Origin of the sequence: Photorhabdus akhurstii, assembly GCF_019090985.1 — a bacterium.
Classification (GTDB): Bacteria; Pseudomonadota; Gammaproteobacteria; order Enterobacterales; family Enterobacteriaceae; genus Photorhabdus; species Photorhabdus akhurstii.
The window spans coordinates 971,084-985,997 of record NZ_CP020335.1; the positions used below are offsets into that span (position 1 = coordinate 971,084).

Consider the following 14,914-nt stretch of genomic DNA (forward strand, 5'->3'; position numbering starts at 1 on the left):
TTTCCTCAATTCCTACAGCGTTATTTCATATTCATGTACATGAATCGAAAATCGACTTCTTGAGTGCCGTTATCAATCTTGCCGTTAGAGTATTCAACCCATTCGCCTTTCCCGTTAGTCACAGTGACCTTTGCCATTTTTGTTTCGTCCAGTTTAGGCTTGAAGATAATTTTCCATTTAGCTCCTGGAGTTAACGTGAGTCGAAAAGGGAGCATTTTTGATACTTCACCTTGTAAGGATACGGTTTTTGGAAATCCTTCAACTACTTCTAAAACAGGGTAAATAACCGGGCTAAAATTAATCGTATTCGATGCGGGCATTTCACTAATATCTGTCCGAGTAGCATCATTGATAGATGCGATTAAACCTGTTCCCCCATAAGGCACGGCATCTTTCACCAGATGGTGGACATCGGTATAACTTATTGACACAAAGGCCCGGTTAATTTTCCATTTACATCGGCCACCGCCATTAAAAGGCAGTTTTGCCTGAAAGTAACCAGTTTGAGGATCGGCCTTCACTTTCAGACGAAGCCCATTATAGGTTGGTACTTTATAAGGTGACATGTCAGCATGTAGCTGATATTCAAGGCAATATTTTGAAATATACTCTGCGGACACATGAGGTTTGGTATATTTAGGTGCTACCCCTTCTACGGTTATCCATTGATTCTCTTTGGGAGGAGAAAGCGGCTCATTTGGATCAGCACAGCCTGATATTAAAATCACTGATAGAACAGATAAGTATTGTTTAATATTTATCATGGTAAGTTTTCCTCAATTCCTACAGCGTTATCTGTATAGCGTGTTAAGGCTAAAGGTCCTTGTTGATCCCGTTGAGTGCAAATCAATGCTTGCTTTAAGTGATGGTCCATCTGTAAAAATAAAGCATCGCGCTGCCGAATATCTGCAACAATATCGGGCCTCTCATTCAGCGTTTTTTCAAATAGCTGCTCCTGATCTCGGAAAAAATGGTATTTACCCGGTGCGATTAGCTCTGCCAATCGTGCACCAATGTAACGGGCGTATTTTAATGAACTGTGATCAGGGAAACCCAAGGCATCTTTTTCGGTCGGATTCTCATTCAACGGAAACCATTTGGCCTTATCAGAATCGCTTATCTGTTTAAAAAATCCTTTTTGAATCTCTCTTGCATCCTTTAGATTATTTTCTGTTTCATGATTTAGTGACGGAATTAAATACAATTTTGTTTTGGTGGGTAAGGTAGTTCTGAGCCGTATATGGTTGCTTGGATTACGCTCTTCCAGCCATTCAATGACCAGATTGATTTTACAAAAATGCACTATTTTTCCGTGATGCAGGAAAACCTCACCACTTTTGGTAAAGTCCAGCAATTCAACAGGACTAAATAAATAGCCGAGCGGCCCCCAACAATCATATAGCCAGTTATCCAGGTTTTTTTCCGGTGGTAAAGAAGGGATCGGGTCATCTTCATTCACATGGCGGTAATGGGTGATATCAGCTAGTTCCCGTACCGCACTGACAGTTAACACTCTAGGCATTCCATAGCTGTAAAAACATGGATTATGTTCTTTTAGTTGTGCACAGTGTAGTAATGCTAGTGCGCCTCCTAGACTGTGACCACAGACAAATAATCTTTTATTCTTAACCAACTTAGTAATATCGGTGAATACTTCTTGATCCGTATCACTGGGAACTCTTAATTTGCTAACCAAATTAAATGCTTCCCAGAACCCTTTATGTACTTTGCCACTATGAATAAGCCCACCGCACAATGTTTTTTCATCGCAACTTAACTCTAAAGGTTGGTACGTAGCATCTGTCAGAACATCTTCTGTACTGGCTGTACCTCGCCAACTGACAATCACATCATTTTTACTGACCACATAAAACAACTGAGTATTACCCTGCTTGTTATCCCCTGTTTTTGAATTAATAAATTCCACTTGAGTATAACGTTCACTAAACGGCACATCGTAAACTACAGGTGTTGCCGATAATGTCTCCAATTTATAGGGCAATTTTGAAACATCCACCATTTGTCGGTTAAAAAAGTGTTTCACAGAACCTTCAACATCAACATCTCCATCGGCGTAGGCCAGCACACTCATCAGACACTGGTTATAAGCATTCACAATGGAATACTCTTTTTGATGATGCAACAACAAAACCCATGCCCGAAATGGACATACTTCCAAGACATACCGTTGATTCACCGGATGGACCTGATAACCTTTTGGCTCCGGGTCCGGGAAATGATAGGGAGGCGGAATATTTTTGGGGTTCCACTTTTTAATCTCCGGCAATCCATCACTAATCTGCCCGATAGTCACATAGCGATATTGATAGCCTTCGGCTTCCGCTTTTGGTTTCACCACAGAAGCTTCTTCACCACGTATTTCCCGCAACGGACGCTGTTCCATTTCATCGGCCAGTGGTTGGGCGCCGATATACAGAGTTACCGGATGGGGTGGCATATCTTCTTCCCGTAATAATCCATTGCCATCGGTGACGCCTTTACGTCCTAGCAGCGGATTTCCACGGATTTTTAATCGATAAGGCATATTGACCAAGGGTTTCCCCTGTTCATCCACCAACTGAAATTCTATCCAGTGTTTCAGCATATTTTTACAGTCAAGACAATCGAGTGGGCTTAATTTGCTCATTGATACTATTTCCTTACAATTAAATTACAGGTAGGTACGCAGCCCGAACATCATGTGGTGAAAATCCCACAGGATTTCTCCCGTCTGACCGTCAATAACCTTCATCATCACAAAAGCTCTCATGCTGATGAAAAGCGTCATCAGGCGTGACACCACCAGACTGAACTGATGCATCTCCCCTTGATTGGCGTAACAATCCGGGTTCAATGTCAGGACGAGTTGATGGCCCCGCACTGGAATCCCTTTGTCCAGACGATCTATTGGAATGTTGTCCAGCCGAACGATACCGTCGATATGTTCCTGGATACGTTTGCTTAATGACTGGTCGTAGGAGAAATCGAACATATTAATAAGATTTTTTAACGAGTCAGTGTGAAACGCCATCCAGGGGGACATGGAAAGGAAAGAGATGATTGTCCAGTTCGATCTATCTTCCTTATCCTCCGTTATTGGTGGGTGGCAGGCAGAAACCGGAGTGATATTGCTGACTTTCAGCCCCGAGGCATTTTCTCCCAGTTGATTGATAGCACCGATACCTAGGTTAGCGGCCTGTGTCCGATAACCGGTAAATTGACAAAGAATGGAGTGTGGCGGCAGGTTATCCGCTGGTTTGCCATTGCAATCAAAGAAGTGAAGATGTTGCAGGGTTCGCTGCGACATATCGCATTCCGTCCTAAGCTGATAATAGTAAAGAAACTCGGCGTCCGGCAGAAAATGAGCGGTTGGAATAAACTCTTTGATAGGCAGATAGCGGTAGGGTTGCCCGCGCTCCTGCTCCGGTTCAGTTGATGTGTAAATGTGGTTCAGCTTGAACAGTCGCTTAGTCGAATCCAATGGGATTTGATAATGGTTGGCTTCACTGTTTACCGAGATCTTCGCACTCATCGGCTCCAGATGTCTTACCGGCACACAATCCAACAGAAAGGTTTGGGAAATATCGTTTAACATCAGATGACCATCAAACCGAAAAATCAGCTCGAATGTCCGGTCTGCGTTCAACTCCACCAATCGACGACCTTTCTTGATATCAATCGTCACAAAATCATGCACATGGGGCAGATAATAGTACTCTGTCATCAGTTGCAATATAGAGTATGGCGTGGTTTTCTGCGCGGGAAGGATAGCGACTTGCCGCGCGGTTCCCCACAATGCCGGCACAGGGTAACTGCTATCAAGCCTGATGGTTTCGTCCTGTGTTCGCAAAAAGACATCACACAGATGAAAGTCAAGCCATAAGGCTAATTCAGCGGCTTGCAGACGATCGCTGCCCAGAAAGAAATGCAGCGGTTGGCTGAGCCACTCTGAGGTATTCTCCGAACATTGCAGTGTTAGCGTTATTTCACTGTACTCTGGGGTTGCGTTCAGTTGCCGGTCAATCACCGTCAGTGGTTCGATATGCAGAGGGCAGCAGGTTTCAAAACGGATTTCCTCTTCGCCTTCCCCGGCAGAAACCAACGTCCCTTCGGGTAGCGTTAGCGCGGCCAGATGATGTTTCCCAACGGGTGAAAATTGAACGATGCTGGTGGGCAGGACCGGGCACATGGCATATGGCCAAATATGTGCCATCATCCCTAAGGTGAGTTCGGGAAATTCATCCTCAATCTTTTCGCGAATACGGGCGGCTGACAGCGCAAAGCCCTGCATCACTCGCTCAATATCTGGATCACCGGCGCCTTCGGATAAAAAATCTGCCAGATGCGGATTTTCTTTTGCGACTTCCTGCGCCAATTGCCGTATATATTGCAATTCTTGTAGGAATAGAGACTCTTTTTTATTCATAATACACTGTCCTATAAGGTTTTTATCTGGAAAGATGTTTGTGAGGCGATTGCTGTAGCCTCACAAGGGGCATATTTTTCCCAGAGTTGAAATAATCAATTTTTTGTTAGAGAAATAACCTAGTAAAAATCCCATCATCACAGATAAAAGCAGTGCTTATAGCGTGAATAATGGCGAGTTGAATGAGAGGGAGAGAGAGATCAATCCCAATCAGTTAGTCCCCAAGGATAAGGGGAACAGGGGGTAATTTTTAAATATAGACCATATAATGGCACTTAAGTAATAATTAAATATTCATCAGATAGCAAGAATTTTTTTCAAATTTACAAAAATATAAATTTGTAAGAAAGTGTTACAAATTCGATATGGAGTCAAAGAGATATTAGCCCATCTCGAATTCGCTAATTAAAAAAATATTTTTATTACAATCTCTTACGATGATTAATGGCATTATCTATTTAGTCGTTGTTTTAATAACTTTGTTAATGAGGCCGGAAAGGAGTGGTGAGAAAGGCGAGAATCTTATATGCATACTTCGTCTTTGCATGCGGTTTATATTTCCTATTGATTGATAGGAATGGCCGTAATAGTAATGCCTGACGTGATAGTTGCTATGTTTAATATCAAATAAGTGATGATAATGATATTAAATACCAGTGCAGCTTGATAGGGCTAATCTGAAAACACCGCAGAAACTGCACTCGATACTGAGTTAAGTATCATCTAATTTCATGGGAAAAATTAATTCAAAGCAAGTACCCATGTTCATCATAGTAACTCATTTGAAACTTTTCCCAATGATGATAGATTTGTCCTATTGTTAAATTCATTCCCAATCCCACAAGAGATGGTAACGATCTCGTGACCAGCGATAATAGAGCGCTAGAAAGGCATTAATATTGTTAATGGGAAATTGTTCGAAGTCGAAATCTTCATCTTCATCCAGATCAAGTAATTTACTTACCCATTGCTGTGTATTTACATATTCCTCATGGTCAGGATCATTCAGTATTGAGATTAAATTTTCATAACCGTCAATCCCGCCGGTATCTTCCAAGGGACAGGCGCGAGCGCCATCCAGACAATAAAAAGGAAGTGGGAGGTTATTGGCAGGATAATGACTGTTTTCTAAGGTAATTTCATGTTCCCATTCATCGCCAAAATCGTAGAGATAGGTAAAAGATCGCCCTTTTTGTTTAATCAGATCAGACAGACGGTATAAATCTTCTTCCTTGCCATCAGATGAGCTTTCTGGCGTTTCTGTTAGCCGCAGTTTGCCAATACGGAATTCATGTAGATGACTATCCTGCCATCCCATCACGATTTGTATCACGTCATGCAGCCTGTCAAATGAAATAGAGGCTGGAACGACAAATTGCCGCCAAATAGCAGGTTTTGAGTCTATAAGTGTTATTTTTAATTGATAGAATTTTTCATTCATCGCTAATCTCCTAATGGTTTTGAGATGATTCTTTCTGTGTGTGCTATCTATTGTCAATATTTTATTGAGTTTTCTTGGCTGGATTTACTGGAATACCAACATGTTTGGCTGTTGTATGAAAAGCTTAGGGCATGTCATCAATTGCAGCAGCTAATGTTCATAATAGCTTTTAATAACCAATAACTTGACCTGACTAGCTTTCTCTTTACTGAGTATCGATTACGAGGATAATGTTTCTTTAAGATGTACAGTGTTTAAGATAGATATTTCCACTATTTTTCAGTTAGTTACCATTGCAGTCGGATATATGCCTTCGTGCACAGGTTACTTATTAAGTATAGTTTAAAATTGCGATCAGGATCGATATAGTCAGAGTTTTTGCTATTAACAAAAAAAACGCATATTATTTACATGTTGTTAATCAAATATTGAAGATTAATAACTGTCCTGGCTCAGGGAATCCTTAACTAAAGTTACAGATAAATGAGTAAGGTGTTTTTTTACGCGGTTAGTTTAATGGTTCAGTGTAGCAATCTGAATGGCGCTGCTTGAAGCTGTATCATGATGGTAGTTGATTAACCACAGGTTTTCTTATTGTAAAGTTACTCCTACCAATAAGAAAAGGTGATGAATTTTTGGTGTTTTATTGTATAGATTTAAAGGAAATGAGTGAGTATGCTATTGAGTAAAAAAATCAAAGAAAATTTCACTTTGATATGTTTATTTGGTTTTATTTCATTGGCCCATTTAAGCCTTGGATATCAGCTAAAGTTTATATATGTATTTAGCGCTTTTTCAATACTGATATTATTGTCAAGTTTGAATAAATATATATATTATATTTTTGTATGCATGATTGGATTAATGAGTGTAATCTATTCTCCCGTAGGGTTGAATTATGGCTGTCCTGATATCAATTCAGTAGGGTCTTTAATTTATACTAATAAAAATGAAGCTGTCGAGTTTATCAGTGGGTTGCCTCTTTTTACCTATTTAGTGGTGGCGGCTACTATTATATTAATGATTTTATCTTTAAAGGTAAGGGTAACGCTAAAGAGAAAAAGTATAATATTTCTGTCACTGTTTTTTGTATTATCAGCTTTTTGGTCACCGGTAAAAGGGTATATAAAATCTGATTTCGATCCTAACTTTAATCTATTGGCATCAGGATTACCCGAAATTAGATTTCTTAGTGATGTCGTTGAGAGCTATAAAGAGGTTAATTCAGAAAGGATCAGGTTCGCTGAAATAATAAAACAGAAAGACTCTTGGCAGCCGGTGGTAAAAGAGGATAAATATGAAACCTATATCATGGTCATTGGTGAAAGTGTCCGAAAGGATTTTATGAATGCGTATGGCTTCCCTTATAACAATACGCCGTGGCTGGACAAGGCGAATGGCAAGATATTTACAAATTACATCTCATCAGCGGCATCGACTCAGTTATCTTTGACTAACTCACTGGCTTTGAAAGGCGAGAATGCGATCAATTTGAATGATAGTGTCATAACGTTGGCGAAAAAAGCCGGGTTTTATACTTATTGGATATCTAATCAGGGGATGAAGAGTGCTTTTGATTCTCCGGTGGCGTTGATTGGACAACAGGCGGATAGTGTCCATTTCCTGAAAAGCGGCAGTTCTGATGACCGGCGTTATTTGCCTGATGATAAATTGATACCTTATATTAAAGAAGCATTGATACCAGAAAAGAAGAAGAAACTGATTGTTATTCACCTGATGGGATCTCACCCACAGGCGTGCGTCAGAACGAATGGAAAATATGATCTGTTTTTACAATCGGAAGAAATTTCTTGTTATGTCAAAAGTATATCTAATACAGATAAATTGCTTTCTGAAATTGCGGCTGAGGCTAATCATCATCATTTAAGATGGACAATGCTTTATTTTTCAGATCATGGGCTTTCTTATGTTGATAAAGGAACCGATCAAGAAAACCTGACACATGATGATGAAAATAAACAGAGTTTTCAGGTGCCGTTTTTTATTACCGGCAGTGATTATTCTTATCGTGAAGAGATAACGGCACAAAGAAGTGGATTGCATTTTCTGACGCTATTTTCTGAGTGGCTTGGAATAAGAGAAAAGAATATTCCCGATGATTGTAATATGATGTCTAATAGTCAATGCAGTGGGCAAGATAAGATTATTACTTTTAACAATGAAGTTAAAGATTATGATGAATTAAATGACGATTTCCCCGATACACAATTCTTGTCGAAGAATATCAATTGATAATTTATTTTAAGTAATCATTATAGTGATGATTGTTTTATTGATGAATTAATCGTTGAGTAAAATTGAATGATATAAGGGATTTCTTCAAAGAAGAAATCCCTTTTACAATCGCTCACATTTTAGCTAAAAAGATACACTTCATAACTAGATATAGGAAAGCATATCTTTAATACCAGAGGGAATAAATTAAACGCTGAAATTTTTTTAAAAGTTCACAAATTTCCGCTATAGAATGAGTATCAACATCAAGTTTATATGGAGAGCCACATCATAAATGAATATTTATTTAATGCCATGAAAATAATTCAGAGCATTGATGATGAATCCTGTAATATATTATAGCGTTAAACTTTCGAACCGATAAAATAAATGATGATTTACTGTTGCAAATAAATAAAACATCAGGCCGGTACTAATGTGGAATTTGTTAATATAAAAAATACCGATAAGATTAATATCTTTTAGATTAAATTAAATAACATAAACAATTATATCTTAGAAGAATACTAATCTGTTTATGAACTAATATCGTTATGATATTAATTTGATATAAATTCTTTTTTTAAATAATAAATTATTGGTAGGATTTGGCTGTGTCTAAAAAGATTTCTGATAAATATATAAGTAATTTTTTTATCTAAACTGTGATTTATACCAGTAGTTATTTCAGGTTTAGTAGTTAATTATTAGGATGATAGAGGACTCTTAGTTCAACTTAATCCAATGAGGGTTAATCCAATGAAGGGGTGCAAAAATGAATCAAACTGTAAGTGTTCTTATTTGTGTGGATGTTGATGGTATTATTAATGATTACGCTAAACTGGGAACAAATCCTGACAATCCTACAGTGGTAGGTAATAAATATTTTCATTACATTACTAATAATGAAAACGCTTATACACCTAAAGATAATGCTACGGGTGGATTGATAGTAAAAATAGGTGTCGACGATACTATCCGGTGGAGAGTCATATCTTTAACGCAACAATTGATACATTCGGTAAACTTATACAAAAAAACTAAAGAAAATAGCTATAAAGCTATAGCACCGCTAAAATATACTCAGGAAGTAACAAAGGTCACTTACCCAGAACAGAACAATAATCAATTACCCGGTACACCATTTAAATATGGCATAGAATCTATAACGCAATCCTATATGGAATCAAAAGGTAAGAAATCAGGTAAAGAAAAATTGACTTTTATAATAAGCATACACTATAACCTTGAGCTAATTGGGTATATTTCTCATAGCTCTTTTGTTCAAGTTTTATAAACTACAAAATTAATATAAGGTAATAGGGCTAACATTATGAATACTGATGATAATGCTGAATTTACTAATAACATAGATATTTTAATCTGTATTGATGTGCAATCTATTTTAAATAAACTGAATAAAAATAAACTAAGTCTGAGCCAAGATTATAAAAAGCCGACTAAAATTGATGATAGCTTCTTCTATTATATTACCACTGAAAGTCAAGAGTATTCTCCTGAGAAAAATTCTACAAATTCACTTAAAGTTACAGGTAAGGTAGGTGATATAGTTAGATGGCAATCTTCTAGCATATCTGCTCAATTTAACCATAAGGTGTTTTTATATAGTGTGGAAAAAAAAGACGCGAATGATTGCATTTCTCAACCAATGACTGTATATACATTAACTAATGTTGTTGTCCCCAAGCTTAAAAAAGCGCTAACGCCTCAGGAAGAAAATAGCATTGAATTGCTACAAGTTCCTTTAGCCGATTTTATCCATGAAAAAAGACATATTTACTATCAAAAATCTACGCTGCGTAAGCCAGGTATAGTTCAATATGCATGGTATATATCTATTTATGATAATTTAAATAAACTTGTTGGTTATTGCTATCATACTCCATTAACTAGTATCGTTGTTTCTGAGGATTAGTTGTAATCTAATTATTCAACATAATTAATGTAACTAAGTATTTTAGTTTGCCGAATTAATATACGAGTTACGCCAAGGATAGGCAGAATTACATTTAATATAAAAATTAAGAGTTTCATTGCTATATTACTGACTAAATATATCAAATTTATTTTCATTTAATTTTACAGTTAAATATCATAAAAGTATAATTTTAACATAAGAGAGAATGTTAAATTACTCATGTTTGCAAATAGTAATTTAATACTGAAAATAATAATTTTTTGTTTCAATATTAATATGAAACTTATTTATATATTAAACAATTATTGCAAATATATAGGTAATTTATTTTTTAAAACTATGATTTATATCAGTGGTTTTTTTGAACTTAATTATTAATATAATAGATGATTGTTAAACAATCTAACACTTTATTGTGAAAGGAGAATAGATATGAGCGACGTTATAACGGTTTCTAAATATCAAACTGTAGATATTCTTATTTGTGTGGATGTAGAAGCTATCCTTCGTAATTATGATTTAAGTAAATCAAAAACACTAGGGACGGCGAAATCAATACATAACAAATATTTTTATTATGTAACAAGCAATGGAAATCTTTATACTCCTAAAAATAATGCTAAAGGAGAGCTGGAGGTAGTGGTTAATGTTGCTGATGACATTAGATGGAGGCCGATGTCTTTGACACAGCAATTTGAATATACAGTACTTTTATGCTATATGAGATTACAAGCTGATGACGGTGGTGATGTTTCGCTTATAACATTACCGCAACTTGATTATGGTGATATTTCTATTCCTTATTTAGCTAAAACTGATAATAATAATGTCAATAATGTGGTATATAAAAGAGATGGAGAAGATAATGGCGGATTAATAACAAGATATTATCATCAATCAACAGCTCAGAGGGCGGGACGCGGTTCGTATGTCTGGTATATGAAAATATATCGTAAAAAACAACTGATTGGATATATTGGTCATGATCCTTTCATTACAGTTTTAGATGATTAAATACTTATAAAACCAATATAAAAATAGGAATAGTATTATGAATAATGTTGAATATACAGAGCTGGATGATATGAAATCCATTATTGGTGTACAATTGACTGATATTCTTGCCGTTGTCGATGTAAAAGCTATCAAAAACGATCTCGGTGATTCTATTAGTAAGGAGCCTGGCGCACCAACGATAATGGATGATAAATACATTTATTACATTACCTCTCAAAATAATATCTATGTGCCCAAAAATAATGCTCAAGCTACACTTCTAATTCAAGGTAAGGTGGGGGATGTCGTTAGATGGCGAGCTTCCACTTTATCAGCTCAATTTGATGATCAGGTCTTTCTATATCATATGGCAGGGGTAGACGCCAAATCGATAATTTCGCCACCAACTCTGACATCAGCGATATCTCAAGTCGCGGCTCCAAGCAAAGAGGCAACATTAGGGACTAATCAAGACTATCCTGTAGTACTGGAAACGCGTAATATTTTCAATCAAGGATCTAAATTACGTACTCCAGGTATAGCTAAATATTCATGGTATATATCTATTTTCGAAAGATGGAATGTTAAAGACAATATTGGTAATCTTGTTGGCTATCTTGCTCATTCTCTAAATGTTCAAGTGGTTGACTAAATTTAACATTGCCTAAGAATTTAATAAATCAACCATGAAATATTAAAAGTTGGTAAGTTATCACTGGAAAACAGAGTATAATTTCCAGTGATTTTACTTTATTTACGATGATTAATTGTAACCTAATATTCTGGCTTGCCGAATTGATATACTTATTACGTCAAGGATGGGCAGCATGATATTTAATATAAAAATTAAAATTTTCACTGCCATATTAATGACTAAGTATACCAAATTTATTCTCATTTTATTATTAAACTAAGTGTTAAGAGTTAAATTAATTATTCGATATTTTATTTTTCACTAAGTGTTTTTATTGTTAGCTATGAAAAAAATAATTTCATAGTTAAATATCAGGAAAGTATAACTTTAACGCAAGAGAGAATGTTGAATTATTTATGTTTACAAGTGGTGATTTAATACTAAAAGTAATAATTATTCCTTTCAATATTAACAGGAAATTTGTTTATATATTAAATGATTTTTGTAAATATATAGATAATTTATTTTTAAAAACTATGATTTATATCAGTAGTTTTCTTGAACTGAATTATTAATATAATAGGTGATTGTTAAATAATCTAACACTTTATTGTGAAGGAGAATAGATATGAGCGACGTTGTAGCGGTTTCGAAATATCAAACTGTAGATATTCTTATTTGTGTAGATGCAGAAGCTATCGTTAGTCATTATGATTTAAGTAAATCACAAACATTAGAGACTGCGAAAGTGGTATCTAACGATTACTTTTATTATATAACAAGTACTGGGAATCTTTATGCTCCTAAAAATAATGCTCAGGGAGAGTTGGAAATAACCGTCAATGTTGCTGATGACATTAGATGGAGGCCAATGTCTTTGACACAGCAATTTGAATTTACAGTACTTTTATGCCACATGACAGGATCAGCTATTGATGGTGATGATGTTACGCTTATAACATTACCGCAACTTGATTATGGTGATATTTCTATTCCTTATTTGGCTAAAGATAATAATACTATAAGTAGTGTGGTATATAAAAGAGATGGAGAAAGTAATGGTGGACTAATAACAAGATATTATCATCAATCAACAGCCCAAAGAGAGGGGTACGGCCAATATACCTGGTATATAAAAATATATCGTAAAAGGCAACTCATTGGATATGTTTGTCATGATCCTTTCATTAGAGTTCTGGATAATTAAGTAAACCAATATATAAGAATAGGAACAGTATTATGAATGATATTGAATATACAGATCTGGATGATATAAAATCCATTAGTGGTGTACAATTGATTGATATTCTTGCCATTGTTGATGTAAAAGCTATCACAAACGATCTCGGTAATTCCATTAGTCAGGACCCTGGCAAACCAACGGTAATGGATGATAAATACATTTATTACATTACCTCTCAAAATAATATCTATGTGCCCAAAAATAATGCTCAAGGTACACTTTTAATTCAAGGTAAGGTCGGGGATGTAATTAGATGGCGAGCTTCAACGCTATCAGCCCAATTTGATGACCAGGTATTTCTGTATCATATGGCAGGGATAGGCGCCAAATCGTTAGTTTCGTCACCAACCCTAACTTCGGCTGTATCTCAAGTTGCGGCTCCAAGTAAAGAGGCAACGTTAGGGACTAACCAAGACTATCCCGTCGTACTGGAAACGCGTAATATTTTCAATCAAGGATCTAAATTACGTACTCCAGGTATAGCCAAATATTCATGGTATATATCTATCTTCGAAAGGTGGAATGTTAAAGACAATATTGGCAATCTTGTTGGTTATCTTGCTCATTCTCCAAATATTCAAATAGTTGATTAAATTTAACATTACCTAAAAATTTAATAAATTAACCATGAAAGATTAAAAGTCAGAAAGCTATCACTGGAAAACAGAGTATAATTTCCAGTGATTTCATTTTCTTCATTTCGGTGAAAATATCCATTCATGTACTAATGGAAATTATTATTAAAATTATCCTTAAATGGATGTTTTTATTTAATTGTTTTATCCATTAATTTCTAAAAAAAATTATTTCAAAAGTAATTATAAGAAATAGTAGGTGGTGTCTTATGATGTGGATAATGGGTTTGTTGTATAAAAAATCCTCATCAAGAGATGGACGAGGACTTTTACCATTGGATGATTAGATGATTTTTTTGTTTCAAAGAGAAATAGTTTCTCATGCTACATGTCTTACATAAAAAGAGATATTGAAATTAATCGAGTCCTTTTGCAGGAGCCTCCCATATCTTGAAGAATCGTTTTACATTGCTTGCGGTGTAAATAACGGTATGGGATATATTTCGATGACCGAGATAATCTTGAATAAGGCGTGTATCTCTTCCTAAATCAGCGAGAGCATAACCACAAGCATGTCTTAACATGTGTGGATGAGGTGAAATATTAACTAATGCTTGCTTGCCATAACGTTTTAATAAGCCATAAACTTGCTGGCGTGAAATAGCTCCTGATTTTTGTGATAAAAACACCCATTCCGTATCAGATTCTCGCCAACTCTTTCTAATATTAAGCCATTGATTTAGCGCTTTAATTTCTTCGGGTATTAGCGGATGTGTGGTTGATAATCCCCCTTTTAATCGCCTGACATGAATAATTTCCGAGCTAAGATCAAGATCGGATAACGTTAGATTACATAGTTCGCTCACTCTAAAACCATGAATAAAGCACATTAATAACATGCAATAATCTCGCTCGGCGTGACGTCCCTGACGTGCTTTTTCTAGAATCGCATTAATTTCATATCTGGTTAAAAACTTACGTTTCTTCATGAAAATAATTCCTGTGCAATTGGGGCGGATAGTTATAGGTAGAAAAATAATATTAATCTACCGGAATATATCAATGAATAGAACCTTTATAAAATTATTAGCTGGTAACTCTAATTATTTTGACCAAAATCTATAATTATCGTTTTTAGATAGTTATAGATAGCCATTTTTTAATAGAAAATATCAGCTTGTAAGCTTTGTAATTATATATGTGGAAATTATTTAACAATAAAAAGAAACTAAACAGAATGCACCAAACTGTAAATATGTTCCTATAAAACGACTGATTAAGTCAAATTTTGTGTAATGCCAAATTGCCAATGTTTAACTATTTATAATAGTTGGTTTTTTTTCATTGTTTTTTACTATTTTTTACACTCTGCCATTAATTTATTGTAAAAAATTAGTAGGTTCATCTGAATTCAATCAAATATTA

At 35.5% G+C, this 14,914-nt stretch carries 12 protein-coding genes; 7 read left to right on the forward strand and 5 right to left on the reverse strand.

What is annotated here, in order from left to right:
- Nucleotides 1–20: 20 nt before the first annotated feature.
- The 4 genes from B0X70_RS04180 to B0X70_RS04195 all read right to left on the reverse strand — a co-directional run bounded on the left by B0X70_RS04180 (nucleotide 21) and on the right by B0X70_RS04195 (nucleotide 5,867).
- On the reverse strand, nucleotides 21–764 hold the full coding sequence (locus B0X70_RS04180; protein WP_217470949.1) for a hypothetical protein: 744 nt from the start codon (nucleotides 762–764) through the stop codon (nucleotides 21–23).
- Nucleotides 761–2,647 carry a Tle2 family T6SS lipase effector gene (locus tag B0X70_RS04185; protein WP_217470950.1) on the reverse strand — a complete coding sequence of 629 codons (1,887 nt, stop codon included), beginning with the start codon at nucleotides 2,645–2,647 and terminating at the stop codon, nucleotides 761–763. Before B0X70_RS04185 ends, B0X70_RS04180 begins: the two co-directional genes overlap by 4 nt.
- A 24-nt stretch (nucleotides 2,648–2,671) precedes the next feature.
- Entirely contained in the window at nucleotides 2,672–4,426 is a 1,755-nt protein-coding gene (locus B0X70_RS04190; RefSeq protein WP_246593424.1) for a type VI secretion system baseplate subunit TssF, read from the reverse strand.
- Between the two features lie 826 nt (nucleotides 4,427–5,252).
- Nucleotides 5,253–5,867 carry a plasmid pRiA4b ORF-3 family protein gene (locus B0X70_RS04195; RefSeq protein WP_217470951.1) on the reverse strand — a complete coding sequence of 205 codons (615 nt, stop codon included), beginning with the start codon at nucleotides 5,865–5,867 and terminating at the stop codon, nucleotides 5,253–5,255.
- An 864-nt stretch (nucleotides 5,868–6,731) separates the two neighbouring features.
- On the opposite strand from B0X70_RS04195, the gene B0X70_RS04200 reads away from it, so the two are divergent.
- The 7 genes from B0X70_RS04200 to B0X70_RS04230 all read left to right on the forward strand — a co-directional run bounded on the left by B0X70_RS04200 (nucleotide 6,732) and on the right by B0X70_RS04230 (nucleotide 13,507).
- Nucleotides 6,732–8,120 carry a phosphoethanolamine transferase gene (locus tag B0X70_RS04200; RefSeq protein WP_217470952.1) on the forward strand — a complete coding sequence of 463 codons (1,389 nt, stop codon included), beginning with the start codon at nucleotides 6,732–6,734 and terminating at the stop codon, nucleotides 8,118–8,120.
- A 757-nt stretch (nucleotides 8,121–8,877) separates the two neighbouring features.
- Nucleotides 8,878–9,399, forward strand: a complete 522-nt coding sequence (locus B0X70_RS04205) for an AidA/PixA family protein (RefSeq protein WP_214069004.1) — start codon at nucleotides 8,878–8,880, stop codon at nucleotides 9,397–9,399.
- 36 nt (nucleotides 9,400–9,435) lie between these two features.
- Complete coding sequence (locus tag B0X70_RS04210) at nucleotides 9,436–10,038, forward strand: AidA/PixA family protein (RefSeq protein ID WP_217470953.1); 603 nt, start codon at nucleotides 9,436–9,438, stop codon at nucleotides 10,036–10,038.
- A 435-nt stretch (nucleotides 10,039–10,473) separates the two neighbouring features.
- Nucleotides 10,474–11,055 carry an AidA/PixA family protein gene (locus B0X70_RS04215; RefSeq protein WP_214069002.1) on the forward strand — a complete coding sequence of 194 codons (582 nt, stop codon included), beginning with the start codon at nucleotides 10,474–10,476 and terminating at the stop codon, nucleotides 11,053–11,055.
- Nucleotides 11,056–11,092: 37 nt separating this feature from the next.
- The gene (locus B0X70_RS04220) at nucleotides 11,093–11,689 is read left to right on the forward strand and encodes an AidA/PixA family protein (protein ID WP_214069001.1); all 597 of its coding nucleotides are present in this window, start codon (nucleotides 11,093–11,095) and stop codon (nucleotides 11,687–11,689) included.
- 610 nt (nucleotides 11,690–12,299) lie between these two features.
- Nucleotides 12,300–12,878, forward strand: a complete 579-nt coding sequence (locus tag B0X70_RS04225) for an AidA/PixA family protein (protein WP_214069000.1) — start codon at nucleotides 12,300–12,302, stop codon at nucleotides 12,876–12,878.
- Between the two features lie 32 nt (nucleotides 12,879–12,910).
- Complete coding sequence (locus tag B0X70_RS04230) at nucleotides 12,911–13,507, forward strand: AidA/PixA family protein (RefSeq protein WP_214068999.1); 597 nt, start codon at nucleotides 12,911–12,913, stop codon at nucleotides 13,505–13,507.
- Between the two features lie 398 nt (nucleotides 13,508–13,905).
- Here B0X70_RS04230 and B0X70_RS04235 read toward each other — a convergent pair whose 3' ends face one another.
- Nucleotides 13,906–14,478 (reverse strand): tyrosine-type DNA invertase, encoded by a 573-nt coding sequence (locus B0X70_RS04235; protein ID WP_046396168.1) that lies wholly within the window; start codon nucleotides 14,476–14,478, stop codon nucleotides 13,906–13,908.
- Nucleotides 14,479–14,914: the final 436 nt, after the last annotated feature.